This is a genomic window from Actinomadura xylanilytica, from assembly GCF_030283145.1.
Lineage (GTDB): Bacteria > Actinomycetota > Actinomycetes > Streptosporangiales > Streptosporangiaceae > Spirillospora > Spirillospora xylanilytica.
The window spans coordinates 398150-422146 of record NZ_JASNWE010000003.1 but is presented as its reverse complement, the minus strand read 5'-3'; the positions used below and the strand labels follow the sequence as shown (position 1 = coordinate 422146).

The following is a 23997-nucleotide window of genomic DNA, read 5'->3' as shown; positions in this document are numbered from 1 at the left end:
TTTCGCCGGACATCAAGGAGGACACATGTCAGCGTCGTTCGAGAGGGCGGCCCTCAGCCGCCGCGGGTTCCTGCGGGCGTCCGGGATGGCCGCCGGGGCGATCGCACTGCCCGGAGCGCTGGCCGCGTGCGGCGGGTCGTCGGGCGGTTCCGGCGGCACCCTGCGGCTGGTCGGCGTCGCCGACCAGCAGAAGCCGCTGGACCTGCTCACCAAGGCCTACACCAAGTCCAAGTTCAACGCCTCCTACGCGCCGACCGACCAGGTGCAGACCTCCGTCCGCACCCAGCTCGGCGCGGGCAACGCGCCGGACGTGCACGTGGTGTTCCCGGGCAACGGCAGCGCGATGAGCATGATGCAGATCTCCCAGGCCGGGCTGCTCGCCGACCTGAGCGACCAGGCGTGGACCAAGAAGATCCCGGCCAACTTCAAGCCCGCGTTCCAGCGCGACGGCAAGACCCTGATCCACGCGGCCGGCGCCAGCGTGATCGGCGCGATCTACAACAAGAAGGTCTTCCAGGAGGCCGGGGTCGAACCGCCGAAGACCTGGCCGGAGTTCCTCCAGGTCTGCGAGAAGATCAAGAAGAAGGGCAAGATCCCGATCGCGCTCGGCGCGCAGACGCCCTGGGTCACCCAGCTCATCAGCTACGCGCTGGTGCCGTCCACCGTGTACGCCGAGAATCCGCAGTTCGACAGCCAGATGCAGGCGGGATCGGCGACCTTCGCGAAGTCCGGCTGGGTGCAGGCGCTGGAGATGTACCTGGAGCTCCAGAAGCGCGGGTTCTTCAACGACAACCCGAACGGCACCACCTTCGAGCAGCAGACCTCCATGGTCGCGACCGGCAAGGCCGCCATGGCGATCCAGGTCTCGGCGGTGCTGCCCGACTTCCGCAAGGCGGCGTCCGGACCGGACGACCTGTCGATGTTCCCGGTGCCGGGCGCGGACGACGCGGCCGGGGTGTGGATCCCGGCGGGCGTCGTGGTCGGCCTCGGCGTCAGCGCGCGCGGCAAGAACCGCGACGCCGCCAAGGCGTTCATCGAGTTCCTCGGCGAGCAGCAGAACATCAACACGTGGGCCGAGGCGGTCGCGTGCGTGCCGCTCGTCCGCGACTCCAGCTCCAAGATCGACCCGGTGCTGGAGCCGTTCCTGTCGTTCATGGACGGGAACAGGGCCGTGCCGTTCATGGACCAGAACTGGCCCAACGCCGAGGTGCAGCCCGCGCACTTCGCGATGGTGCAGGAGCTGCTCGGCGGCAAGACCACCGTCGCGGCCGGTCTCGCCAAGCTGGACGAGACCTACCGGAAGAAGTAGCCGTGTCCCTGCTCACGATCCGCCGCGCCAAGGGCGGGTTCCTGAGGCCGCCGTGGTGGTTCGCGGCGCCCGCCCTGGCGGTCTACGCGCTGGTGGTGCTGTACCCGACCGCCAGCGGCATCGTCTATGCGTTCACCGACTGGAACGGCATCGGCGACAGCTCCTTCAACGGCCTCGACAACTTCAGCAAGCTCCTCCAGGACGACGCGGCGCGCGGCTCGCTCGTCAACACGCTGCTGCTGAGCGTCGCGATCGTCATCGTCCAGAACGGCGTCGGGCTCGCGCTCGCGCTCGGCGTGCACACCGCCATCAAGTCGCGGGCGCTGCTGCGGGTGGTGTTCTTCGCACCCGCCGTGGTCAGCCCGGTGATGGTCGCCTTCCTGTGGAAGTACGTCTACAACCCGGCGCCGGACGCCGGCCTCAACGGCATCCTCGGCGCCGTCGGGCTCGGCGGGCTGCGCCAGGACTGGCTCGGCGACCCCTCGCTGGCGATCTGGTCGGTGGCCGGGATGGTGGTCTGGCAGTTCGCCGGCTACTCGATGGTCATCTTCCTGGCCGGGCTGGAGGGGGTGCCGGCCGAGCTGCACGAGGCCGCGATGATCGACGGCGCCGGGCGGTTCCAGCGGTTCCGGCACGTGACCTGGCCGCTGCTGGCGCCCGCCGTCACGATCAACGTGATGCTGTCCACGATCGGCGGCCTCAAGCTGTTCGACCAGGTCTACGCGGCCACCAACGGAGGCCCCGGGCATGCCAGCGAGACCCTGTCGACGGTGCTGTACAAGCAGGCGTTCGTCTTCGGCAACTACGGCTACAGCACCGCGATCGCCCTGGTGCTCGCGCTGTTCGTGGCCGCGGTGTCGATGGTCCAGATCTTCTATCTGCGCGGCCGGGAGGTGAGCGCGTGAAGCTCCGCTACGGGTTCCGCACGTTCCTGCTCGAACTGGTGATGATCGCTGTCGCCCTGGCGTTCCTGTTCCCGGTGTACGCGCTGATCACGCTGTCGCTGAAGGACAAGCAGCAGATCGCGTCGACGCCGCTGGCGCCGCCGACGTCCCCGACGTTCGGCAACTTCGCCGACGCCTGGCAGCGGGCCTCGCTCGGCTCGGCGCTGCTGAACAGCACCGTGATCACGGTGGTCAGCCTGCTGCTGCTCATCGCGGTCGGGTCGTTCGCCGCCTACTTCCTGGCGCGCTGCGCGTCCCGGCTCGGGTTCGGGCTGTACGTGCTGTTCCTGCTCGGCATCGTGCTGCCGTTCCAGCTCGGCATGATCCCGCTGTTCAAGCTGGTCGACTCGGCCGGGCTGCTGGGCAGCTACCAGGGAATGATCATCTTCTACACCGGCATCCAGCTGCCGTTCACGATCTTCCTGTACACCGGGTTCATCCGGGCGCTGCCCGCCGACTACGCCAACGCCGCGCTGATCGACGGCGCGGGGCACTGGCAGGCGTTCACCCGGGTGGTGTTCCCGCTGCTGCGGCCGATCACCGGCACGGTGCTGATCCTCAACGCCGTGTTCATCTGGAACGACTTCTTCACGCCGCTGCTCTACCTGGGCGGGTCGGCGCGCGAGACGGTCCCGGTGCGGATCTTCGCCTTCGTCGGGCAGTACGTCTCCGACTACGGCCTGGTCTTTGCTGGGCTGGTGCTGGCCGCGCTGCCGATCCTGGTGGTCTTCCTGGTGCTCCAGCGGTATGTGATCAAGGGCTTCGCGAGCGGGCTGAAGGGATGAGGCCGTGATCCCGGCGCGGCTGCGCGCGGTCCTGGCGGACCCGCCGCGGGCCTACTCCCCGGCGCCGATCTGGTGGTGGAGCGGCGACCGGCTGGACCGGCGGCGCCTGCGCGACCAGCTCGAGCGGTTCGCCGCCGGCGGCGTCCACAACCTGGTCGTGCTGAACCTGGCGCCCTCGGGCCCGATGTTCGGCGCGGACGCCGACGACCCCCCGTTCTTCTCCGAGGCGTGGTGGGAACTCCTGGACGGCGTCTGCGAGGACGCCGGGGCGCTCGGGGTGTCGCTCTGGTTCTACGACCAGCTCGGCTTCTCCGGCGCCGACCTCCAGGCCCGCCTGGTGCGGGACGCCCCCGGGTACGCCGGGCGGTGGCTGGACCGGGACGGCGGGGTGTCGGTGCGCGGCTTCGACTACCTGTCGGCCGAGGCGTGCGCGGTACTGCTCGACCGGGTGCACGGCGAGTTCGAGCGGCGCCTCGGGCACCGGCTCGGCACCGTGATCGCCGGGTCGTTCCAGGACGAGCTGCCCTCCCTGCCGACCTGGTCGGAGCCGTTCGCCGAGGAGTTCGAGAAGCGCCGCGGCTACGACCTCACGCCGCACCTGGCCGTGCTGTGGGACGGCGGCCCGTCCGGCGCGCCTGGCCCGTCCGGGCCGGCGGGCCGGGACGGGCAGATCCGCCGTGACTACCACGCGACCCGCGCCGAACTCGCCGAGGAGGCGTTCTTCCGGCCGCTGGCCGAATGGCACGAGCGGCACGGCCTGCTGGTCGGCTGCGACCAGCAGGACCCGGCGCGGGCCGGGCACCCGGTGGACGGGGTGCGGCTCTACGCCGACTACGCGCGCACCCACCGCTGGTTCGGCGCGCCCGGCTCCGACCACCACGGCGACGCGCGCGTCCACTCGTCCCTCGCCCACCTGTACGGCCGGGAACGGACGTGGATCGAGGCGTTCCACTCCAGCGGCTGGGGCGGGACGATCGAGGAGACCTTCGACTGGCTGCTGCCGTGGCTGCGGTCCGGCGCGACGCTGTACAACCCGCACGCCGCCTACTACACGACCAGGGCGGGCTGGTGGGAGTGGGCGCCGCCGTCCACCGACTGGCGCCAGCCCTACTGGGCGCACTACAAGGTCTTCGCGGACGCGGTCGCCCGGCTCTGCGCGGCGCTCTCGCTCGGCCGCCACGTGTGCGACGTGGCCGTGCTCTTCCCGACCGCGACCGCCCAGGCCGGGACGCGGCTGGACGGCGTGGACTCCGGCGCCGCCCTCGCCCAGGACACCTACCGGGCGCTCATCGGCGACATGGCCTGGTTCCGGATGGTGCCCGGCGCCCTCGACCGGCTCCGCGTCGACGCCGACGTCGTGGACGACGACTCGGTCCAGCGCGCGACGGTCGCGGACGGCCGCCTGAACGTCGCGGACGAGGCCTACGCGACCGTCCTGCTGCCCGCGTGCACCGTGCTGGAGGGCGACACCGCCCGGCGGCTCGCCGCCCTCATCGAGGCGGGCGGGCGCGTCATCGCGATCGGCCCGCCGCCGCGCGAGGGCGTCGGCGACGCGGCGGCGGGCGAGGCGGTGGCACGGCTCGCCGGGATGGTGGAGACCGTCCCGGACGTGGCCGGTCTGGACGCGCTGCTGGCGGCCCGGCGGCGCGTGGAGGCGCCCGTCCCGGCCCTGGTCCGCGAGGTCGACGGCGCGACCGTGGTGTTCGTGACCGCGACCCCGTCCATGGCCAGCCGCGTGTCGGTCGAGCGTCCCGACGAGCGCGGCGCCGACCAGGGCTGGGTCGACGTGACCTACGACTTCGATCCGGGCCGCTACCTGCGGGAGATGCCCGTGCGCGTCGAGGGCGTGACCGGCCCCGCCTACCTCGCCGGCCCGTTCGGCGGCCCGCTGAGGCCGCTCGCGTGCACCGTCTCGGGGACGGCCGCCGAGGTCGTCGTGCCGTTCGACGACGGGCCCGCCGCGCTGATCATCTTCCCCGGCGGTGAGGACGGGGCGATCCCGCCCGCCGCGCCTCCCGTCAGGCGGGTCCCCGAGACGGAGATCGGCCTCGGGGCGTCCTGGAGCATGGAGCTGGTGCCGACGCTCGACAACGCCTGGGGCGACTTCGCCCGTCCCGCCGGCGAGCCCGTGCCGCTGGAGTGCTGGGCCCTCTCCCACCAGGTCGAGGGCGAGGACGGCTGGGACGGGGCGCACGCCACGTTCGGTCCGCACGGCGTGTGGACCGCCGCGCCGGGCGGCCCCGGCCGGACGGCCGAATACTCCGACTCGCGCGGCATCCGCAAGGACACCGTCCACCGCGACTTCCTCGGACCGAAGGGCCACGTGCCCGAGGAGTTCCTCGATTTCGGCGACGTCCGGGCGGGGGAGCGGGTGCTGTTCCGCACGCGCCTGACCGTGCCGGACGGCGGCGGCGGATTCGTCGCGGTCGGCGCCGCCGCCGCCAAGACGCTCACGGTGGACGGAGCGGCCGTCCCCCTCGACGATCACGGGTACCTCGCGGACGGCGCCACCCGGCTCGCTCCCGGTGAGCACGACGTCGAGCTCCACCTCGTCCCCGGCGAGGACGTGCGGCTGCGCGCCCACCTGGCCGTGGTGACCGACCCCGGGCGGTACCGCCGTCCGGAGTGGATCACCGCCGGGGGGGACGGGCGGCCGGGCGCGCGGGTCGCGTTCACCGTGCCGCTCGGCCCCGGCACCGTCCTCCAGGTGGCGTCCGCGGCGCCCTGCCGCATCCTGGTGGACGGCGCGGAGATCGGCCGCCAGGGCGGCTTCGACCCGTACGCCGAGCAGGAGGTCCCGCGCGTCGGCCGCTACGACCTGACCGGCGCGGCGAACGCCGAGCTGACGCTGGTCCTCACCGAGGAGGGGGCGCCGCCCGCCGTCCTGGTCGACGGCCCGGCCGTCTCCGGCGCCCCGGGCTGGACCGCGACCCGCGACGGCGAGCCGGTGCCCGTCCTGCCGAGGCGCCGCCAGCACGGCGACCCGGCCGCGCTGCACCTGCACCGCCGCCCCCACCCGCTGACCGGCACGGCCTGGCTCGAAACCGACGGCCACGATGGCGGCGGCGGCGGGCCCGGCGGCGGAGTCGTCCTGCCGACGGTGCTCGACGTCCCGGGGACGGGCGGCGGCCGGATCGAACGGCTGCGCCTCACGGTGCCGCCCGGCGCCACCCGGATGGCCTTCGACCTGCGCGGCGAACTGTTGGACGTCCTGGTGGACGGGCGGCCACTGGAGTTCACCGGGCGTTCGGCGGCCTTCGATCTGATGCTCCCAGGGGGCCGGACGGCGGCGCGCACGGCGACGCTGCGGATCCGGACTCGGCCGGGCCACCGGGCGGGCGCCGCGCTCGCCGGGCCGGTGCGGTTCGCGATGGGCCCCGGCACGATCGAACCGGGCGATTGGGAGGAGGTCGGCTTGGCCGGATACAGCGGCGGCGTGCGCTACCGCCGGCGGGTCGAGCTCCCCCCGACCCCGATGGCCTCCGGGACGGCGACGCTCGATCTTGGGAAGGTGCGGGGCACCGCCGAGGTGACGGTGAACGGGCGTCCCGCGGGCGTCCGCGTCTGCGCGCCCTACACGTTCGACCTCGGGACGGCCCTGCGTCCCGGGGTGAACGACATCGAGGTCCTCGTGTTCGGCACCCTGGCCCCCTACCTCGACGAAGTGAGCCCGACGCACTTCGTGTTCGACGGCCAGCGCGCGTCCGGGATGTTCGGCCCGGTGCTCCTGCGCCTGCGTCCCGGAACCTGACCGCCCCTCACCCCACGCACCCCTCACGTTCGAGGAGACCTCCATGACCAGTGCCCAGAACCGGCCGTCCGGCCCGTCGCTAGGACGGCGCGAGCTGCTCGCGGGCGGCGGGGCCCTCGGCCTCGGCGCCGCCGCGGCCGGCTTCTCGACCAGCAAGGCGTGGGCCGCGCCCGCGTTCGGCGACGACCCGTTCACCCTGGGCGTGGCCTCCGGCGACCCGTGGCCGGACGGCGTCGTGCTGTGGACCCGGCTCGCGCCGCAGCCGCTCGCCCTGGACGGCCTCGGCGGGATGCCGCCGCACAAGGTCGAGGTGGTCTGGGAGGTCGCCGCCGACGAGCGGTTCCGGAAGATCGTCCGAAGGGGGCGCACGCACGCCGTCCCGGAACTGGCGCACTCGGTGCACGTCGAGGTGAGCGGGCTCGCGCCGGGACGGGAGTACTTCTACCGCTTCCGCGCCGGCGGGGCGCAGAGCCCGGCCGGGCGGACCCGGACCGCGCCCGCGCACGGCGCCGCGCTCAGCGAGCTGAAGTTCGGCGTCGCGTCCTGCCAGGCGTGGTTCGAGGGCCACTACACCGCCTACCGGCACCTGGCCGAGGAGGACGTCGACTTCATCTTCCACCTCGGCGACTACATCTACGAGAACCCGATCGACGAGGCGGGCGGCGTGCGGAACGTGGCGCTGCCCGCCGAGGTCAGGGCGGAGCCCTACGACCTCACCCAGTACCGGCTGCGGCACGCGCTGCACCACTACGACCCCGACATCATCGCCGCCCACCAGGCGCATCCCTGGGCGCTGATCTGGGACGACCACGAGATCGACGACAACTGGGTCGGCGACTTCGGCAAGGACCCCGGCACCGACCCGGCGGTGTTCCGCAAGCGCAAGGCCGCCGCCTTCCAGGCGTACTACGAGAACCTCCCGCTGCGGCTGCCGAACAAGCCGAACGGGCCGAGCGCCCGCCTCTACCGCGGCCTCGGCTACGGCCGCCTCGCGCAGTTCCACCTGCTCGACACCCGCCAGTACCGCGACGACCAGGCGTGCGGGGACAAGACCAGCGACTGCGCCGAGCGGCTCACGCCCGGCCGCACCGTCCTCGGCGACGCCCAGGAGCGGTGGCTCTTCGACGGCCTGCGCCGCTCGCGCGCGACGTGGAACATCATCCCGCAGCAGATCCCGGTCACCCAGGTCGACACCGTCCCCGGTGACGGCCGGGCGTTCGTCATGGACTTCTGGGACGGCTACAAGCCGGCCCGCGACCGGCTGTTCGCCCGGCTCGCCGACCCGAGGGTGCGCAACCCGGTCGTGCTGACCGGCGACATGCACCGGCACATGGCCGCCGACCTGCGGACGGACTTCGACGACCCGCGTTCGCGCACCATCGGCGTGGAGTTCGTCGGCACCTCGATCTCCACCAAGATGGACGGGATGGACCTGGACCCGGGCGGCCAGGACCTGCTCGACGCCAACGAGCACATCAAGTTCACCAGCTACCAGCGCGGCTACGTCCGGTGCACGCTCACCAAGGACACCTGCCGCGCCGACTTCCGCGTCCTCCCGTACGTGACGCGGCCGGGCGCACCGGTCAGCACCCGGGCCTCGTTCGTGACCGAGAACGGCAACCCCGGCCTCCAGGCGGTGTAGCCCGCCTCCCGGCCGGCGACGTCCAGGCGCATGACGTATCCGTCCGGATACGCCCGGTTCCGGAATTCTCTGGAACCGGGCCCGTGCGGTACGGCTAGGGCGCCCGCCGCCACGTATTGAGCACCCGGTCGACCGTGGCGCGGATCGCGGCGCGCGCGTCCGCGCGCGGAACGCCGTCCATCAGGAGCCGGTCGTAGCCGGTGTCGAGATGCCGGACGGAGGCGACGACGGCGAGCGTGACGGCCTCCTCGTCCAGCTCCCGGCCCGCCGCCGACCGCCCGACCCGGCCGCTGCCGCGCACCGCGGCGTGCCCGGCGATCTCCGCCGCGCGGTCGGCCGGGCAGCCGGGGAAGAGCCGCACGATCTCCGCGGCCATCCGCTCCTGGAGGTCGAGGTCCTGCTCCGCGCGGCGCCCCCGGTCGCGGTCGCGGCGCCTGGACCGGGCGTCCTCGTCGGCCAGGCACAGCTCCTCGGCCCGCTGGAGCGCCGCCTCCTCGACGAGGAGGCCGCGCCGCTCGTACCGCTTGCGCCGCCGGTTGAACCGCATGACCAGCGCCGAGAGCCCGCTCTCCTTCTTCGCCCGGCGGCTCAGCGCGGCGTCGCCGGACGGCAGGAACACCAGATGGTCGAGGTCGGCGCAGGCCAGGCAGAGCGGCGCGTCGTCCTCCACGAGGTGGAACTCGCCGGTGCCGCCGCATCCGGCGCAGGCCCACGCCTTCTCCGGCACGACGGCCACCAGGTCGGGGGCCCGGTTCTGCTTGGCGGTCAGCCGTTCGCGCTGCGCCGGCGTCAGATCGGGGGAGGTCCAGTGCAGGCGGAGGGCGCGCTCGGCCGCCTCACCGCCCGCGGCGGTGAACCGCAGCGCCCGCCGGTCGCGGGTGGCCGCGAGGTAGACGGCCTCGCTGGAGTCCAGCCCCCGGGCCTCGGCCCACGCGCGCAGCGCCCGCGCGGCGTCGCCGATGCGGTCGGCGCCGACGGGCATGACCGCCTCGAGGGAGGCGTGCCGCCCCTGCCGCCACTCGTCCACCTGCGCGGTCCGCAACCAGCGGATCTGGGTGAACACCTCCACCGCCGACACCGACCGCGTCCGTTTCAGGATCCCGTCCGCGGCGTCCTCGACCCGCCGTCCCAAGCTCATGAGCGCCAACGCTACCGACCTCCGGACCCCCGCAGGACCGGGGCCGGAACGGAGCTGCGCGGTCACGGAACGTAATGTCGATCTCATGGAACGGGGGAACTGGACCGGGCCCGGTGGGATGCGGGTCACCGCCGTGCGGCTGGCGGGGGCGCACCGGGTATGGGCCGACTTCGCGGGGATCGGGGCGGAGGTCGGCTCGGCCTTCCTGGTGACCGGCGGCGGGGCGCTGGCCGGACGCGGCTACTACGCCACGGTGGAGGACCTGGCACGGGCGGTGGACCTGGCGGCGCTGAGCCCCGGCTGAGCGGCTGAGCGGCTGGGCCTTGCGGGCCGGGCCGGCCCGTGTGATTGTTTGGCGGATGATGGACATGCCCGAGCGGGACCGCGCGGAGGTCGTCGTCGTCGGGTCGGTCAACGCCGATCTGGTGGTCCGCGTCGACCGGCGCCCGGAGCCGGGGGAGACCGTGCTGGGCTCCGACCTGGCCGTCCACCCGGGTGGCAAGGGCGCCAACCAGGCGGTCGCCGCCGCCCGGCTCGGCGGCCGGGTCGGGATCGTCGGCCGGATCGGCGACGACGGCAACGGCGAGCTGCTGCGCGCCTCGCTCGCCGCCGCCGGGGTCGGCCTCGGCCACCTCCTCGGCACCGGCGGCCCGACCGGGGTCGCGCTGATCACCGTCGGCCCGGACGGTGACAACAGCATCATCGTGTCGCCCGGCGCCAACGCGCGGCTCGGGCCCGCCGACGTCGCGGCGGCCCGCGCGATGATCGCCGCGGCGGCCGTGGTGTCGTTCCAGCTCGAGGTGCCGCTCCCCGCCGTCCTCGCCGCCGCGCGCACCGCGGCGGACGCCGGGGCGCGGGTCGTCCTCAACCTCTCGCCGCCCGCCCCCGTCCCGGACGAGCTGCTGCGCCTGTGCGACCCCCTCGTGGTGAACGAGCACGAGGCCGCCTTCCTCCTGGCGGGCCGCGACGGCGGTGACGGGCCTCCTGGGGACGGGGACGGGGACGGCGGCGATCCGGCCGGGCTCGCGGACGGGCTGCTCGGCCTGGGCCCCCGGTCGGTCGTGATCACCCTCGGGCCCGGCGGCGCGCTGGTCGCGGACGCGTCCGGGACGGCCCGGGTGACCTCGCCGCGGGTGGAGGCCGTCGACACGACCGGCGCGGGCGACGCCTTCACGGCGGCGCTGTGCCTGCGCCTGGCCCGGGGCGACGCCCTGCCGGACGCGGCCCGCTTCGCCGCCCGCGTCGGCGCCGCGTCCGTGCGCACGCCCGGGGCGCAGAGCTCCTACCCGGGATCGGCCGACGACCTGCCCGTCTGACCGCCCGACCCGCCGCCCGTCCGGGTGCCCGATCAGCCGTCCGGGACGGCGCGGAGCCGGAACAGCTCTTCGGCGACGTCGTGCACGTCGGCGCCCAGGTCGAACGCGCTGAGCAGGTGCAGGTCGTCGACGGTCTCGATCTCCAGCAGCCGGGTGTGCAGGAGCAGCCGCCGCCGCTCGTCCACCCGGATCGCCTCGACGTCGGCCCACGGGATCCGGCGATGCCCGGCGTAGCCGCTCATCACGGTCACCCCGGCGCCGTCGGCGGCCAGCCGCACCGGCGTGAGCAGGTCGCGCACCGCCAGCCCGGCCAGGCCGATCGCCGCCACGCCCGCCAGCAGCACGAGCTGCCGGTCGTGCGCGGACAGCGCAGCCAGCCCCGCGACCGCCACCGCGGCGGCGCACTTCAGCGCCACGTGTCCCGGCGGCACCCGCCACTGCCGTCCGGGTCCGGCCTCTTCCCCCATGGCCGACACGGTAGCGGCCCGTCGGGTAGGAAGAGCGGGACGACCACGGAAGGCGGCACATGCGGTTCAAGGTGCGAGACCGGATCTTCGGCATCGGCGACGACTACTGGATCGAGGACGAGGACGGCCGGCGCGCCTTCCTGGTGGACGGCAAGGCGCTGCGGGTCCGGCAGACGTTCGAGCTGAAGACCCTCGACGACCAGGTCGCCGCGGTCATCCGCAGGAAGATGGTGGCGATCCGCGACACGATGGTGGTCGAACGCGAGGGCGAGCGCCTCGCGTCGGTGCACAAGAAGCACCTCACCCTGCTGCGCGAGCGCTTCAAGGTCGAGCTCGCCGACGGTTCCGCGTGGACGGTCAAGGGCGACATCATCGACAAGGAGTACGAGATCGAGTCCGACGAGGGCCGGGTCGCGCGGATCTCCCGCAAGTGGTTCCGGATCCGCGACACCTACGCCGTCGACGTCGACGAGGGCGCCGACGTCGCCCTCGTCCTCAGCGTCGCGGTGTGCGTGGACGCGCTGACCTCGGACGAGGACGGCTGACCCGCGCGCCGGCCGGGCGTGTCGGCCCCGACCGCGATGGCCACATTGCACTTCCCCGCGGGTCACCCCACCGTCCGGTGCCGGCCCGGCGGGGGCGTGCACCGGCCCGGGGCCGCCCCGCCGTCCCGTCCGCCGGTCCGGTGCCCGCCCTCGGCCGCGGGCCGGGCCCGGGCGCCGTATGTTCCAGCGGTCGTTACACGGGAGCTCCGGCCGCATAGGGGTGATCCGCGGCATTCGCCGGGCCGCCGGTTCGGTAGCGTCGAGGCATGCGACTCGGCGTACTGGACGTGGGCTCGAACACGGTGCACCTGCTGGTGGTGGACGCCCATCGGGGCGCCCGCCCGCTGCCGGCGTTCTCCCACAAGGACGATCTGCGCCTGGCCGCGCACCTCGACGAGGACGGGCGGCTGTCGGCCGACGGCGAGACCCGGCTCCGCGCGTTCATCGAGGAGGCGCTCCAGGTCGCCGAGGACAAGGGCGTGGAGGACCTGGTCGCGTTCGCCACGTCCGCGGTCCGCGACGCCGCCAACGGCGAGGAGGTCCTCGACCGCATCCGCACCGGCACCGGGGTCGGCATCAGCGCCCTGTCCGGCCCGGACGAGGCGCGGCTGACCTTCCTCGCGGTGCGCCGCTGGTTCGGCTGGTCGGCCGGGCGGCTGCTGGTGGTCGACATCGGCGGCGGCTCGCTGGAGATCGCGACCGGCATCGACGAGGACCCCGACGTGGCGATCTCGCTGCCGCTCGGCGCGGGCCGGCTCACCCGCGACTGGTTCACCGCCGACCCGGTGCCCGCCGACGAGGTGCGCAAGCTGCGCAAGCACGTCCGCGCCGAGATCGCGCGGCACGTCGGCGAGGTGGCCCGTTACGGCGTGCCCGATTTCGCCGTCGCCACGTCCAAGACGTTCAAGCAGCTCGCCCGGATCGGCGGCGCCGCGTCCACGTCGGACGGCCCCTACCAGCGCCGGGTGCTGCGCCACTCCGACCTGACCGAATGGGCCGAGAAGCTGGCCGGGATGCCCGCCGACGGGCGCGCCGCGCTGCCCGGCGTCTCCGAGCGCCGGGCCTCGCAGCTCCCCGCCGGGGCGATCGTCGCGGACGCGTCGATGGACCTGTTCGGCCTGGCCGAGCTGGAGGTCTGCCCCTGGGCGCTGCGCGAGGGCGTCATCCTGCGCCGGCTCGACATGATCACGGGCTGACCGCCGGACCGCGCGGGGCCGTGCCGGATCACCAGCCGGGGTGGCCCAGGGTGCGGCCGGGCGGGGTGATCCGCCGCTCGCCGGTGCCGTCGGCGCGGATCGCGTGGATCACCGGGCGGTCCCAGGTGCCGCGGGTGAAGGCGATCCACCGGCCGTCCCGCGACCAGGAGGGGTCCATCTCGTGGGCGGGGTCCCGGGTGACCCGGTGCGGAGCGGAGCCGTCGGCGTTCACGATCCAGATGTCGCCGCCGGGGTAGGCGCCCCGCGAGTAGGCGATCTTCGAGCCGTCCGGCGACCAGGCGGGATCGACGGCGCGGACGCCGTCGCGGGTGATCCGGGTCCACGGCGCGGCCGGCCGTTCCGCGTCGAGCGAGTAGAGCTGCTCGGCGCCGTCGCGCTTGCTCCAGAACACGAGGCGGCCCTGCGGGGAGCACATCGGGTCGTCCTTGTCGGACGGGTCGGTGGTGAGCGGCTGAGCCGCGCCCCCGTCGATCGCGGTTCTGTAGATCTGCCGGACGTCGGCGCGCTCGCCCATGTACGCCAGCCGCCGGCCGTCCTCCGACCACGTCACGCGCCCGCCGGCCAGCGCGTCGGTGACCCGCCGCGGGCCGCCGCCGTCGGCGTTCATCACCCACGCCTCGGTCTTGTCGCCGTTCTTGCGGGTGAACGCGACGCGCTTCCGGTCGGGCGAGTACTGGGGAAGGGAGTCGCACGTCGGCCCGCCGACGAGGGTGGTGGGCGCGGCGGCACCGGGCGCGTAGGTGCCGATGTCGCCGTGGCAGGTCTTCGGCCATCCGGGTGCCGTGTCGATCCGCACCAGCAGCGGCTCGGCCGGGAACCCGCCGGTGGTCTTGGCAGCCATTCGCGACCCGTCGTCCGGCCGCGTCAGCAGGTAGTTGCCCGTCACGGCGCCCACCAGCAGCACGGCGGCGCCGACGGCCAGCGGCCCCTTTCTGCGGGGCCACGCCCGCCGGGCCGGAGGCGCCGGGGGGACGGTGGGCATGACGGGCTGCGGCGACTCGGTCCGCCCCTCCCCGATCGGCGAGGTGCCCGACTGGGGAGGGGGCGCCACCTCCGTGGCGGGGTGCGGTGGCGGGGGCGAGCCGTGGCGGGCGTCCGGCGCGGCGGCGTCCTGAGAGGTGACGCCAGAGGACGGAGACGGAGACGGCGGCGGGATCGGCGGCGGGGATGGCGGCGGGGGCTGGGGCGGCGTCCACGACTCGCCCAGGGTCGTGGACACGTCGGTCTCGGTCGAGCCGCCGACGAGCGCGAGCAGCAGCTCCTGCGCGGTGGGCCGGTGTTCGGGGTCCTTGGCCAGCGCGGCCCGGACCAGCCCGGCGAGCGGGCCCGGCAGGTCGCCCAGCTCGGGCTCGGCGTGCACGACGCGGGCGGCCATGACCTGGAAGGTGCCCTGCCCGAACGGGTTGCGCCCGCCGGCCGCGAACACCACCAGGCAGCCCCACGCGAACACGTCGACCGCCGGGCTCACCTGCTGGGTCAGGATCTGCTCGGGCGCGATCCAGCCCGGGGTGCCGACGACCTGCCCGGTGCGGGTGTGCGCGCTCGCCGCGTCCAGCGCGCGGGCGATGCCGAAGTCGATCACCCGCGGCCCGGACATGGACAGCAGCACGTTGCTCGGCTTGAGGTCGCGGTGCACCAGCCCGGCCGCGTGGATGGCGACGAGCGCGGCGGCCACGCCGACCGCGACGCCGTGCAGCATCCCCGGCGACAGCGGCCCCCCGTCCGCGACCCGCTGGAGCAGCGAGGGGCCGTCGATGTACTCGGTGACCAGGTAGGCGACGCCGGCGTCCTCGCCGTGCTCCAGCACCTGCGCGGTGCAGAACGAGGCGACCCGCTCGGCGTGCGCGGCCTCGTCGTGGAAGCGGGCGAGGAACGTGCGGTCGCCGGCGAGCGCCGCGCGGACCACCTTCACCGCGACCGGGCCGCCGTCCGGGGCGCGGCCGAGGTAGACCGCGCCCATCCCGCCCTCGCCGGCCTTGGCCTCGATCCGGTACCGGCCCACCCGCGCCGGGTCGCCGGGACCCAGCTCGCGCAGCGGTGCCGGCGTCGGCCCCGGTCCCGGCCGCGAAGTCGGGTTCTCCATTGGCGACTCACCTCTTGCGCCCAGGGGCGCCTCCGAACGGCCGCCGTCGCGGCGGCACGCGGGCCCCGTGAATCCTCACGATGGCAGAGCCGGAGCGGCACGGCCAGTGCCGGTGAAAGGTCAATAAAACGCCAAGTCCATCCCGGCATACGGCAAAACTCCGAATGGTCGGCTGTGCCGCGGCCTGCGCCGGCGCGGCCGGGCATACGCTGGTCGGCCAGCCGGTCCGAGGCATGCTCGGATCATCGGGGTGATCGGTGGATTCCTTGATCTTGCGGATGCGCCGCGGCACCCCCCGCCGTTTCCCCATCCGCCCCGGAATCCGCCGTGATCGCGCCCGCGCCCTTCCGCGCGGGCGCGGGAGAACCGGGCTCGTCCTGGCCGCCGTGCTGGCCGTGGTGCCGGCCTCGTCCGGCTGCGGCATCCGGACCGAGCGCTGGAGCCGGCCGGTCTCCGGCGTCACCGCCGTCCAGACGATCGACCCCGGCGTGGTGCCCGGTCTCGACGTCGAGACGCGCACCGGGGACGGCCCCGAACGCCACATGTACGCCGCATACCCCCGCATCCCGGGCGCGGACCCGCTGACCGACCGGCTCGCCTCGGCCGTCGACGACCGGATCAGGGCCTTCGAGGCCGACACCGCCGACACCGCCCGCGGCCGGGACGGCGACGCCCCGGCCGCGTCGTCCGGTGGACGCGCCCCCGAGCTCAACGTCCAGTGGTCGCTGACCGCCGCGTCCGGCCAGGTGGCCGGGGTCCGGCTGGTGACCTGGCAGTACCTCGGCGCCTCCGGCGGCGAGACGCGGCGCACGTTCTGGTACGACGGCACCACCGGCCGGGCGCACCCCTCGTCCGACCTGCTGGACGGCGACCGCGGGCTGGACGCGCTGGCCCGACTGGTCCGCGACCGGCTCGGGGCGCGGGGCGACCCCGGGCAGGTGGAGGCGGACGCGCGCGCCTTCCCGTCCCTGGTCTTCAACGAGGCGGGCGACCTGGTCGTCGAGTTCAGCGACTTCACCGTGGCCCCCCGCTCTGCCGGGCGGGTCGCGGTCGCGCTCGGCCGCGAGGACTACGACCCGCTGCTGTCGGACGTCGGGCGCCGCGCCAGGGACGCCGCCGTCGCCGTCCGCCCCCGGCCCGCGCTCGCCGCGGCCGAGCCGGACGCCCGGCCCACGCCGTCCCCCTCCGTCCCCCCGCCGGCGGCCCCGTCGCCGTCCGGGACGTCCCGCCCCGACTGCGCCCGCGCCAAGTGCGTCGCGCTGACCTTCGACGACGGCCCCGGCCCGGTCACCCGGCGGCTGCTGGACGCGCTGGCCCGGCGGCAGGCCCGGGCGACGTTCTTCGTGGTCGGCGGCAGCGCCCACGCCTACCCCGACACGATCCGCCGCATCGCCGCCGCCGGCCACGAGCTCGGCAACCACACGCAGAACCACCGCGACCTCGGCCGGCTTCCGGCCCTCCAGGTCAACACCGACATCCAGGCGACCCAGCAGGTCCTGCGCACCGTCCTCGGCCGGGCCCCGGTTCTGCTGCGGCCCCCGTACGGCTCGACCAACGGCACCGTCGAGGGCGTCGCCGGATCGCTCGGACTGCGCCAGGTCGGCTGGAGCGCCGACCCCGGCGACCGGGGGGAGGACGACGCCGGGACGATCGCCGACCGCACGGTGGACGCGGCCCGTCCGGGCGGCATCGTGCTGCTGCACGACGGCCACGGGCCGACGGCCGACGCCGTCCCCGCCATCGTCGACCGGCTCGCGGGCGACGGCTACACCCTGGTCACCGTCTCCGACCTCCTCGCCGGCCAGACCCACCGCCACGGCGGCTGAACACGCCCGGCCCCACGGCACCGGCGCGGCGGACGGCCACCGGGCGCGTCAGTGGAAGTTGCGGGCGCGCACGCGGCCGGGGACGGGGAGGCGGCGCAGCCGCGTGGCGCGGACGTTGGCGACGCCGTCGGCGCGTTCGAGGCGCCCGCCGACCAGCAGCGCCTGCGCGTCGACGGCCAGCCCCCGGTGCCGCTGGAACACCTGCGGCGGGCAGACCACGTTGACGATGCCGGTCTCGTCCTCCAGCGTCATGAAGACCAGTCCGCCGGCGGTCGGCGGTCGCTGCCGGTGCGTGATCAGCCCCGCCACCAGCACGTTGGTCTCGCCGGGGACCGCGGCCAGGCGCTCGGACGAGTACGCGCCCAGCTCGTCCAGCGAGGCGCGCACGTGCGCCATGGGATGGGTGCCCGAGACGCCGGTCGCCCACAGGTCGGCGAGCGTCTCCTCGACCGGCGTCATGGCGGGCAGCTCCGGCGCACCCGCCCCCGGCGTGACGCCCTCAAGCTGCCCGGGACCGGTTCCGGCCAGGGCACCCGCCGCCCACAGCGCCGCGCGCCGCGAGAGCCCGAGGCGGCCGAACGCGCCGGCCGTCGCGAGCGCCTCCAGTGCGGCGGGCGACAGCGGAACCCGGCGGGCGAGGTCCTCCATACTCGCGTACGGGCGGCCCGCGGCGATCGCCTCCGCCGCGTCCGCGCCGAGGTTGCGGATCCCGGTGAGCCCGGCGCGGATCGCCGGCTGCGGCGCGGCAGGCGCGTGCGGATGCCGGCTCTCGTGCGCGACGGGCTCCTCCAGCGTGGGGTGCACCCCGCTGGCGTTGACGTCGACGGGCCGCACCTCCACGCCGTGCCGGCGGGCGTCGCCCAGCAGGCTCTGCGGGCTGTAGAACCCCATCGGCTGGTTGCGGACGAGCGCCGCGGTGAACGCCGCCGGGTAGTGCCGCTTGAGGTAGCCGCTGGCGTACACCAGGTGCGCGAAGCTCTGCGCGTGCGACTCGGGGAACCCGAAGCCGGTGAAGCCGAGGATCTTCTCGTACACGTCCTCGGCGACGGCGGCGGGGATGCCGCGCTCGGCCATCCCGTCCAGCAGGCGCCGCCGGAGCCGCTCGACCCGTTCGGGCGCCCGCTTGGACCCCATCGCCTGCCGCAGCTCGTCGGCCCCGGCCGGGGTGAACCCGGCGCAGTCGACCGCGAGCTGCATCATCTGCTCCTGGAACAGCGGGACCCCGAGCGTGCGGGCCAGCGCCTTCTCCATCAGCGGGTGCGGGCAGGCGGCGGGCTCCAGCCCCTTGCGGCGCCGCAGGTAGGGGTGCACCGAGCCGCCCTGGATCGGACCCGGGCGGATCAGCGCCACCTCCACCACCAGGTCGTAGAACTCGCGGGGCCGCAGCCGGGGCAGCGTGGCCATCTGCGCGCGCGACTCGACCTGGAACACCCCGACGGTGTCGGCGTCGGCGAGCATCGCGTACACCTCCGGATCGTCCGGCGGGATCGACTGGAGCCCCAGGCGCCGCCCGTGGTGCGCGGCGACCAGGTCGAACGCGTCGTGCAGGGCCGCCAGCATCCCGAGGCCGAGCAGGTCGAACTTCACCAGCCCGGCCGCCGCGCAGTCGTCCTTGTCCCACTGGAGGACGCTGCGGCCGGCCATCCGGGCCCACTCGATCGGGCAGATCTCGCCGACCGGACGATCGGCGATCACCATGCCGCCCGAGTGGACGCCCAGGTGCCGGGGCAGCGACAGCATCCGCCCGGCCAGGTCCGTCACGGCGCCCGGGACGTCGTTCTCGGCGCCGACCGGATCGCGCGGATCGACGCCCCGCGACCAGGCGTCCTGCTGGCCGGGGGAGAAGCCGAGCGCGCGGGCCGCGTCGCGCACGGCCATCCGCGGGCGGTAGCTGATGACGTTGGCGACCTGCGCGGTGCACTCGCGCCCGTACTTGCCGTAGACGTACTGGATGGCCTCCTCCCGGCGGCGGTGCTCGATGTCGAGGTCGATGTCGGGCGGCCCGTCCCGGCCGGGGGACAGGAACCGCTCGAACAGCAGTTTGTGGTGCACCGCGTCCACGCCCGTGATGCCGAGCGCGTAGCAGACCGCCGAATTGGCCGCCGATCCCCGCCCCTGGCACAGGATGTCCTGCTCCCGGCAGAACCGCACGATGTCGTGCACGATCAGGAAGTAGCCGGGGAAGCCGAGCCGCTCGATGACGTCGAGCTCCTTGGCGAGCTGCGCGTACGCGCCCGGGGTCCGCTCGCCGTCCGGCGGCCCGTAGCGCTCGCGGGCGCCCTCGGCGACCAGGTGCCGCAGCCAGCTCGCCTCGGTGTGCCCGCCGGGCACCGGCCAGTCGGGCAGCCGGGGCGCCATCACCCCGAAGCGGAACGCGCAGTCGCGCGCCAGCTCCACCGTCCGCTCGCGGACGCCCGGGAACCGTGCCAGCCTGGCCGCCATCTCCGCGCCGCTCCGCACGTGCGCGGTGCCGCCCGCGGGCAGCCAGCCCACCATGTCGTCCAGGCTGCGCCGCGCCCGCACCGCCGCCATCGCCTGCGCCAGCCGCGCGTCGTCCCCGGGCGCGGCGAAGTGCACGTTGTTGGACGCCACGACCCCCGTCCCCGTGCGGGCGGCCAGCTCGAACAGCACGTCGTTGCGGGAGTCGTCGTCGGGCTGGTCGTGATCGACCAGCTCCACGAACACGTTGCCGCGCCCGAACAGCCCGGCCATCCGGCGCAGCTCCCGCTCGGCCGCGTCCGGCCCGCCCTCCTCCAGCGCGGCGGGCACCGGCCCCTTGCGGCACCCGGTCAGCACCGCCCAGTGGCCGTCGTGCGCGGCGGCCAGCGCGTCCAGGTCGTACACCGGGCGGCCCTTCTCCCCGCCCGCGAGCTGCGCGGCGGTGATCGCCGAGCAGAGCCGCGCGTACCCGTCCGGATCGCGGGCCAGCACCAGCAGGTGCCGCCCCGCCGGATCGGGCTCGCCGGTCTGCGGCCCCGGCAGCCCGAGGCTCAGCTCCGCGCCGAAGACCGTCGCCAGTCCCGCCTCCCGCGCCGCCTGCGCGAACTGCACCGCCCCGTACATCCCGTCGTGGTCGGTGACGGCCATCGCCTCGACCCCGCGCCGCTTCGCCTCGGCGACCAGCGCCGCCGGAGCGCTGGCCCCGTCCAGGAAGCTGTACGTGGAGTGGCAGTGCAGCTCGGCCCACGGAACGGGGTCCGTCGGCGCGGTCTCGCGCGGCGCCGTGCGCGGACGGGGCGCCGCTGCGCCGCCCCGCTCAGGGGCCTGCCGCCACGACAACCTCTTCTCGAACTCCCGCCACGGGATCGGCGGATTACTCCAGCCCATCGGCCCTCCCCGCCTCAGTCATAGTCGCCCTCCACATGCCAGCGCCCGCCCTCGACCGCGAGGAGGAACGCCGCGCCCTCAGCCGTGACGACCTGGAACCGGGCGCGGCGCCGGGACCGGTCCGGATCCCACCAGCGTTCGTCGGCGGGCCACGGCCCCGTCCACGCCGACACCGGCACGGCCCGCCCGCCGCCGATCGCGATCCGCGCGGGCGGCGCCGACAACGTGCAGCGCGCCGACACCACCACCGGTGCCCCGGACGCGTCGGTGACGTCGACGGAGGGCGGCGCGACCGGGACGGCCGCGGGAGCGGGCGCCGGGACCCGGCCCGGCCACGGCCCCCCGGGCGCCCCGCCGGGCGGCAGGTCGCCGACCGGGACCCGCACCACCTGCTCGCCCGGCCCGCGCCCGCCGACCAGTACCGGACGGGTGATCCCGCGGTGCCCGAGCAGGGTCTGGATCCGGTCCGCGGCGCGCGCGATCCGGTCGGTCACCGCGGCCTGCCCCCACAGCGCCTGCTGCCGCCCCTCGTCCGGGACGAGCTGGTCGGGCACCAGCTCCAGCCAGCAGACCCCGCCCCAGACCGCCTCGTCCGGCCCCGGCGCGTCGTCCCGCCACGCCGACAACTGCCAGCGCACCCGCTCGGCCACCGCCAGCGTCGACAGCGCGCCGTCGTGCCGCCACAGCCGATGCAGGACGCGCCCGTCCGCGAACCCCACCTCGACCTCCAGCCGGACGCACGTCAGCCCGCCCTCGGCGAGGCCCTCGTGCAGCTCCCCGGCGAGGCGCTTGGCGGCGAAGACCACCTGCTCGGCCTGGGCGGCGGGCGGATCGAAGTCGCCGCGCACCGACAGGTCGGCGGCGGCCTGCGCGGGCGCGAGCGGACGCGGTTCCTCCCCGCGCGCCAGCCGGTGCGCCAGAGCCCCGTCGGCACCGAACCGGCCCGCCACGTGGCCCGACGGCAGCGCCGCGAAGCCGCCCAGCGTCCGCACCCCCAGCCGGGCGAGCAGGTCGGCCAGCTCGGGACGGCCCAGCACCGACAGCGGATACGGCGCGAGGAACGCCGCCGAGCCCCCTGACGGGACCACCGCCCCGCCCCCGCCGCGCGCGGCCAGCTCGGCCGCGAACAACCCGTCGGCGATGCCCGACCCGCAGTCGAACCCGGCCTCCACGACCGCGTCCTGCACCAGGACGCGCAACGCCTCCTCACCCCCGTAGAACCGTGCCGGGCCGCGCGCCGGAATGGCGCACAGCCCCGGCCGCACCACCTCCACCTTGGGCGTGAGCTCGGCCACCGCGTCCACGACGGTCTCGAACAGCCGACCCTCGGCGTCGACGTCGCGCTCCCGCACCACCAGCTCAGGACAACGACGCTGCGCGTCCCGGATCCGCTGCCCCCGCCGGACGCCCTCAGCCCGCGCCGCCGCCGTGCACGCCGCGACCTGCCCCTGCACCACGACCACCCCAGGCGTCGCCGCCTCCACCCCGACCGCCGTCGCCGGCCAGTCAGGGCACCACACCACCAAGACCCGCGTCACGCCCCCTCCCCACCGACCACGACGGCACGCCCCGCGAAACCGCTGCCGGGAATCGCGGTGACCGTGCCGCCCCTCGGGATGGCCGTGATGGTGCCGCGCTTGGGGACCGAGGTCACGGGGACGTGTTCGCAGGCCGCGGTGACGGCGCCGTCCGGGGCGGGCAGCCACAGCCGGTCGTGACGGCCCGTGCCGGGAGCGTCGCGCCCTTCGGCGACCACCCGTGCGAGGCGTCCGCGGAGCCGGCCGTGACCGTGGCCGAGGCCGTGCCAGGTGACGTCCTCGATCCGCAGCCTGAGCCGGGTGCCGGGCCAGTCGCGGGCGAAGGCCCCAGTGAGCGTCAGCACGCAGCCGTGTTTGCGGGCGAGGGCCGTCAGGCGGCGGACCGCCGTGGCCCCGGGGCGTTCGGGCGGCCTGACCAGGATCAGGTCGACCGCCTCGGCCAGTGCCGCCACCACGTCGGGCCACCGGCCGCCCGGCTCGTCGACCAGCAGCAGCCGTTCGGGCGCGGCGCCCATCGCGGTGGCGGCGGCCACCCCGAAGTCGGGCAGGCCGACGACGCCGCACCAGCCGCCGGTCCCTTCGACGCCGCCGTGCCGGGAGACGCCCGCGACGAGCGCCAGGCCGAGCGACGCGGCGCCGAGACCGCCGAGGCCCACGATCGAGCCGGGGCGCAGCCCGCCGCCGGGCACCACCGACCGCAGCGCGGGCAGTACCGGAACCAGGCCGCGCGCGGACCCGGCGCCGGGCGCGAAGGCGTCCAGCGCCGCGTTCTGTAGCGCCGCTTCCGGCACGGTGCCTCCTTCCACGCCGACCCGGCCCGCTCCCGACAATGTCGAACATAGGTTCGATGTATGTCAAGTTACCGCAGGTCACCTGATGGATGGCGTGGGCCGCCCCGGGGTCGGGAAGCCTTGCCGGGACGGGCTTTCGTTCCTGTAAGAGGGAGTTTCGCGGTTTCGTAGCATTGCCCCATGAACGGTGATGTGAGGGTCGTGTCGTGGACGGGTGACGCGCTCCGGCTCGTCGACCAGACGCTGCTGCCGGCGCGCCTGGCGCACGTCGACATCCGTGATGTCGACGTGCTGGTGGACGCGATCCGGCGGCTCGTCGTCCGTGGGGCGCCCGCCCTCGGCGTCGCGGGCGCGTTCGGCGTCGCCCTCGCGGTCCTTCAGGCGGAACGCGAGGGGTGGGACGACGCCGCCCGAGACGCCGCCATCACCCGGATCCGCGAGGCGAGGCCCACCGCCGTGAACCTCGCCGCGGGCGTCGACCGGGTCCGCCCGTACCTCGCCGGGGGCGCCGGCGCCGTGGCGGCCCGGGCCCAGGAGCTGCTCGACGCCGACGTGCGCGGGAACCGGGCGATCGGCGCTTACGGTGCGGACTGGATCCTGGCCCGCACCGGCGACCGCCCCCTGCGCGTCCTCACCCACTGCAACGCGGGTGCCCTCGCCACCGCGGGCTGGGGCACCGCCCTCGGTGTCGTCCGTGAGCTGCACGCCCGCGACCGCGTGGAGCTCGTCCATGTCGACGAGACCCGACCCCTCTTGCAGGGCTCGCGGCTCACCGCCTGGGAGCTGGACGAGGCGGGCGTCCCCTACGCCGTCCAAGCCGACGCCGCCGCGCCGAGCACGATCCTGCGCGGCCTGGTCGACGTGGCGGTCATCGGCGCCGACCGCATCGCCGCCAACGGCGACACCGCGAACAAGATCGGCTCGGTCGGGGTCGCGCTCGCCTGCGCCGCCGCCGGCGTCCCGTTCGTCGTCGCGGCCCCGTGGAGCACCGTCGACCTCCGAACCCCGTCCGGCGCCGGCATCCCGATCGAGGAGCGCGCCGCGGACGAGATCCTCAACTGGCAGGGCGCGCGCACCGCTCCCGCCGCCGCCCGCGCCTTCAACCCCGCCTTCGACGTCACGCCCGCGCATCTGGTGACCGCCCTGGTCACCGAGACCGGCGTGCTCGAGGTCTCGGCGGGGGCGACACCCCACCGAGCGGCCACCGGCTGACCAGCGCGCCCGCTGACCAGCGCGCCCTCTGGCTGACCGGCGCGCTCGCCGGGTGATCCGCGCCTTCCGGCTCCGGACTCCTTTCTGTTCGTGCCGGCGCGGTGTC

At 75.1% G+C, this 23997-nt stretch carries 17 protein-coding genes; 11 read left to right on the top strand and 6 right to left on the bottom strand.

Going from position 1 to position 23997, the window contains the following annotated elements; genetic code table 11:
* The first annotated feature begins 25 nt into the window (after nucleotides 1-25).
* The 5 genes from QP090_RS19830 to QP090_RS19810 are packed head-to-tail and all read left to right on the top strand — an operon-like array spanning nucleotide 26 to nucleotide 8431.
* Nucleotides 26-1309, top strand: coding sequence for an ABC transporter substrate-binding protein (locus QP090_RS19830; RefSeq protein WP_285940580.1), 1284 nt, complete (start codon nucleotides 26-28; stop codon nucleotides 1307-1309).
* Between the two features lie 2 nt (nucleotides 1310-1311).
* Nucleotides 1312-2214: a carbohydrate ABC transporter permease gene (locus tag QP090_RS19825; protein ID WP_285940579.1), complete on the top strand. Its 903-nt coding sequence runs from the start codon at nucleotides 1312-1314 to the stop codon at nucleotides 2212-2214.
* Nucleotides 2211-3038, top strand: a complete 828-nt coding sequence (locus QP090_RS19820; RefSeq protein WP_285940577.1) for a carbohydrate ABC transporter permease — start codon at nucleotides 2211-2213, stop codon at nucleotides 3036-3038. Before QP090_RS19825 ends, QP090_RS19820 begins: the two co-directional genes overlap by 4 nt.
* A 4-nt stretch (nucleotides 3039-3042) precedes the next feature.
* Nucleotides 3043-6789 carry a glycosyl hydrolase gene (locus tag QP090_RS19815; RefSeq protein ID WP_285940575.1) on the top strand — a complete coding sequence of 1249 codons (3747 nt, stop codon included), beginning with the start codon at nucleotides 3043-3045 and terminating at the stop codon, nucleotides 6787-6789.
* 43 nt (nucleotides 6790-6832) lie between these two features.
* On the top strand, nucleotides 6833-8431 hold the full coding sequence (locus QP090_RS19810; protein ID WP_285940573.1) for an alkaline phosphatase D family protein: 1599 nt from the start codon (nucleotides 6833-6835) through the stop codon (nucleotides 8429-8431).
* Between the two features lie 94 nt (nucleotides 8432-8525).
* On the opposite strand, the gene QP090_RS19805 is transcribed toward QP090_RS19810, so the two are convergent.
* Complete coding sequence (locus tag QP090_RS19805; protein ID WP_285940571.1) at nucleotides 8526-9569, bottom strand: DUF2293 domain-containing protein; 1044 nt, start codon at nucleotides 9567-9569, stop codon at nucleotides 8526-8528.
* 85 nt (nucleotides 9570-9654) lie between these two features.
* On the opposite strand from QP090_RS19805, the gene QP090_RS19800 reads away from it, so the two are divergent.
* Nucleotides 9655-9873 (top strand): hypothetical protein, encoded by a 219-nt coding sequence (locus QP090_RS19800; protein ID WP_285940570.1) that lies wholly within the window; start codon nucleotides 9655-9657, stop codon nucleotides 9871-9873.
* A 64-nt stretch (nucleotides 9874-9937) separates the two neighbouring features.
* Nucleotides 9938-10885, top strand: a complete 948-nt coding sequence (locus QP090_RS19795; protein WP_285940568.1) for a ribokinase — start codon at nucleotides 9938-9940, stop codon at nucleotides 10883-10885.
* 32 nt (nucleotides 10886-10917) lie between these two features.
* Here the strand turns inward: QP090_RS19795 and QP090_RS19790 are convergent, their stop codons facing one another.
* Complete coding sequence (locus QP090_RS19790) at nucleotides 10918-11352, bottom strand: PH domain-containing protein (RefSeq protein ID WP_285940565.1); 435 nt, start codon at nucleotides 11350-11352, stop codon at nucleotides 10918-10920.
* A 59-nt stretch (nucleotides 11353-11411) separates the two neighbouring features.
* Here QP090_RS19790 and QP090_RS19785 point away from each other — a divergent pair, with 59 nt between their 5' ends.
* Both QP090_RS19785 and QP090_RS19780 read left to right on the top strand, forming a co-directional pair.
* Complete coding sequence (locus QP090_RS19785; RefSeq protein WP_285940564.1) at nucleotides 11412-11897, top strand: LURP-one-related/scramblase family protein; 486 nt, start codon at nucleotides 11412-11414, stop codon at nucleotides 11895-11897.
* A 266-nt stretch (nucleotides 11898-12163) separates the two neighbouring features.
* On the top strand, nucleotides 12164-13093 hold the full coding sequence (locus tag QP090_RS19780) for a Ppx/GppA family phosphatase (protein ID WP_285940563.1): 930 nt from the start codon (nucleotides 12164-12166) through the stop codon (nucleotides 13091-13093).
* 28 nt (nucleotides 13094-13121) lie between these two features.
* Here QP090_RS19780 and QP090_RS19775 read toward each other — a convergent pair whose 3' ends face one another.
* The gene (locus tag QP090_RS19775; RefSeq protein ID WP_285940561.1) at nucleotides 13122-15197 is read right to left on the bottom strand and encodes a protein kinase domain-containing protein; all 2076 of its coding nucleotides are present in this window, start codon (nucleotides 15195-15197) and stop codon (nucleotides 13122-13124) included.
* 257 nt (nucleotides 15198-15454) lie between these two features.
* Here QP090_RS19775 and QP090_RS19770 point away from each other — a divergent pair, with 257 nt between their 5' ends.
* Nucleotides 15455-17023, top strand: coding sequence for a polysaccharide deacetylase family protein (locus QP090_RS19770; RefSeq protein ID WP_285940559.1), 1569 nt, complete (start codon nucleotides 15455-15457; stop codon nucleotides 17021-17023).
* Between the two features lie 48 nt (nucleotides 17024-17071).
* On the opposite strand, the gene QP090_RS19765 is transcribed toward QP090_RS19770, so the two are convergent.
* The 3 genes from QP090_RS19765 to imuA' are packed head-to-tail and all read right to left on the bottom strand — an operon-like array spanning nucleotide 17072 to nucleotide 22679.
* On the bottom strand, nucleotides 17072-20350 hold the full coding sequence (locus tag QP090_RS19765) for an error-prone DNA polymerase (protein WP_285940557.1): 3279 nt from the start codon (nucleotides 20348-20350) through the stop codon (nucleotides 17072-17074).
* A gap of 14 nt (nucleotides 20351-20364) precedes the next feature.
* Nucleotides 20365-21888 (bottom strand): DNA polymerase Y family protein, encoded by a 1524-nt coding sequence (locus tag QP090_RS19760; RefSeq protein ID WP_285940555.1) that lies wholly within the window; start codon nucleotides 21886-21888, stop codon nucleotides 20365-20367.
* Complete coding sequence (imuA', locus tag QP090_RS19755) at nucleotides 21885-22679, bottom strand: DnaE2-dependent mutagenesis accessory factor ImuA' (protein WP_285940553.1); 795 nt, start codon at nucleotides 22677-22679, stop codon at nucleotides 21885-21887. The genes QP090_RS19760 and imuA' overlap by 4 nt, the downstream gene beginning before the upstream one ends.
* A gap of 180 nt (nucleotides 22680-22859) precedes the next feature.
* Here imuA' and mtnA point away from each other — a divergent pair, with 180 nt between their 5' ends.
* A complete protein-coding gene (gene mtnA / locus QP090_RS19750; protein WP_285940552.1) occupies nucleotides 22860-23891 on the top strand; it encodes an S-methyl-5-thioribose-1-phosphate isomerase in 1032 nt (343 codons plus the stop codon).
* Nucleotides 23892-23997: the final 106 nt, after the last annotated feature.

Bases quoted from the DNA above. Each gene is read 5' to 3' on its own strand.
- QP090_RS19790 (WP_285940565.1), bottom strand. From the start codon at position 11,352: ATGGGGGAAGAGGCCGGACCCGGACGGCAGTGGCGGGTGCCGCCGGGA.
- QP090_RS19785 (WP_285940564.1), top strand. From the start codon at position 11,412: ATGCGGTTCAAGGTGCGAGACCGGATCTTCGGCATCGGCGACGACTAC.
- QP090_RS19830 (WP_285940580.1), top strand. From the start codon at position 26: ATGTCAGCGTCGTTCGAGAGGGCGGCCCTCAGCCGCCGCGGGTTCCTG.
- QP090_RS19765 (WP_285940557.1), bottom strand. From the start codon at position 20,350: ATGGGCTGGAGTAATCCGCCGATCCCGTGGCGGGAGTTCGAGAAGAGG.
- QP090_RS19795 (WP_285940568.1), top strand. From the start codon at position 9,938: ATGCCCGAGCGGGACCGCGCGGAGGTCGTCGTCGTCGGGTCGGTCAAC.
- mtnA (WP_285940552.1), top strand. From the start codon at position 22,860: ATGAACGGTGATGTGAGGGTCGTGTCGTGGACGGGTGACGCGCTCCGG.
- QP090_RS19800 (WP_285940570.1), top strand. From the start codon at position 9,655: ATGGAACGGGGGAACTGGACCGGGCCCGGTGGGATGCGGGTCACCGCC.
- QP090_RS19775 (WP_285940561.1), bottom strand. From the start codon at position 15,197: ATGGAGAACCCGACTTCGCGGCCGGGACCGGGGCCGACGCCGGCACCG.
- QP090_RS19805 (WP_285940571.1), bottom strand. From the start codon at position 9,569: ATGAGCTTGGGACGGCGGGTCGAGGACGCCGCGGACGGGATCCTGAAA.
- QP090_RS19780 (WP_285940563.1), top strand. From the start codon at position 12,164: ATGCGACTCGGCGTACTGGACGTGGGCTCGAACACGGTGCACCTGCTG.
- QP090_RS19810 (WP_285940573.1), top strand. From the start codon at position 6,833: ATGACCAGTGCCCAGAACCGGCCGTCCGGCCCGTCGCTAGGACGGCGC.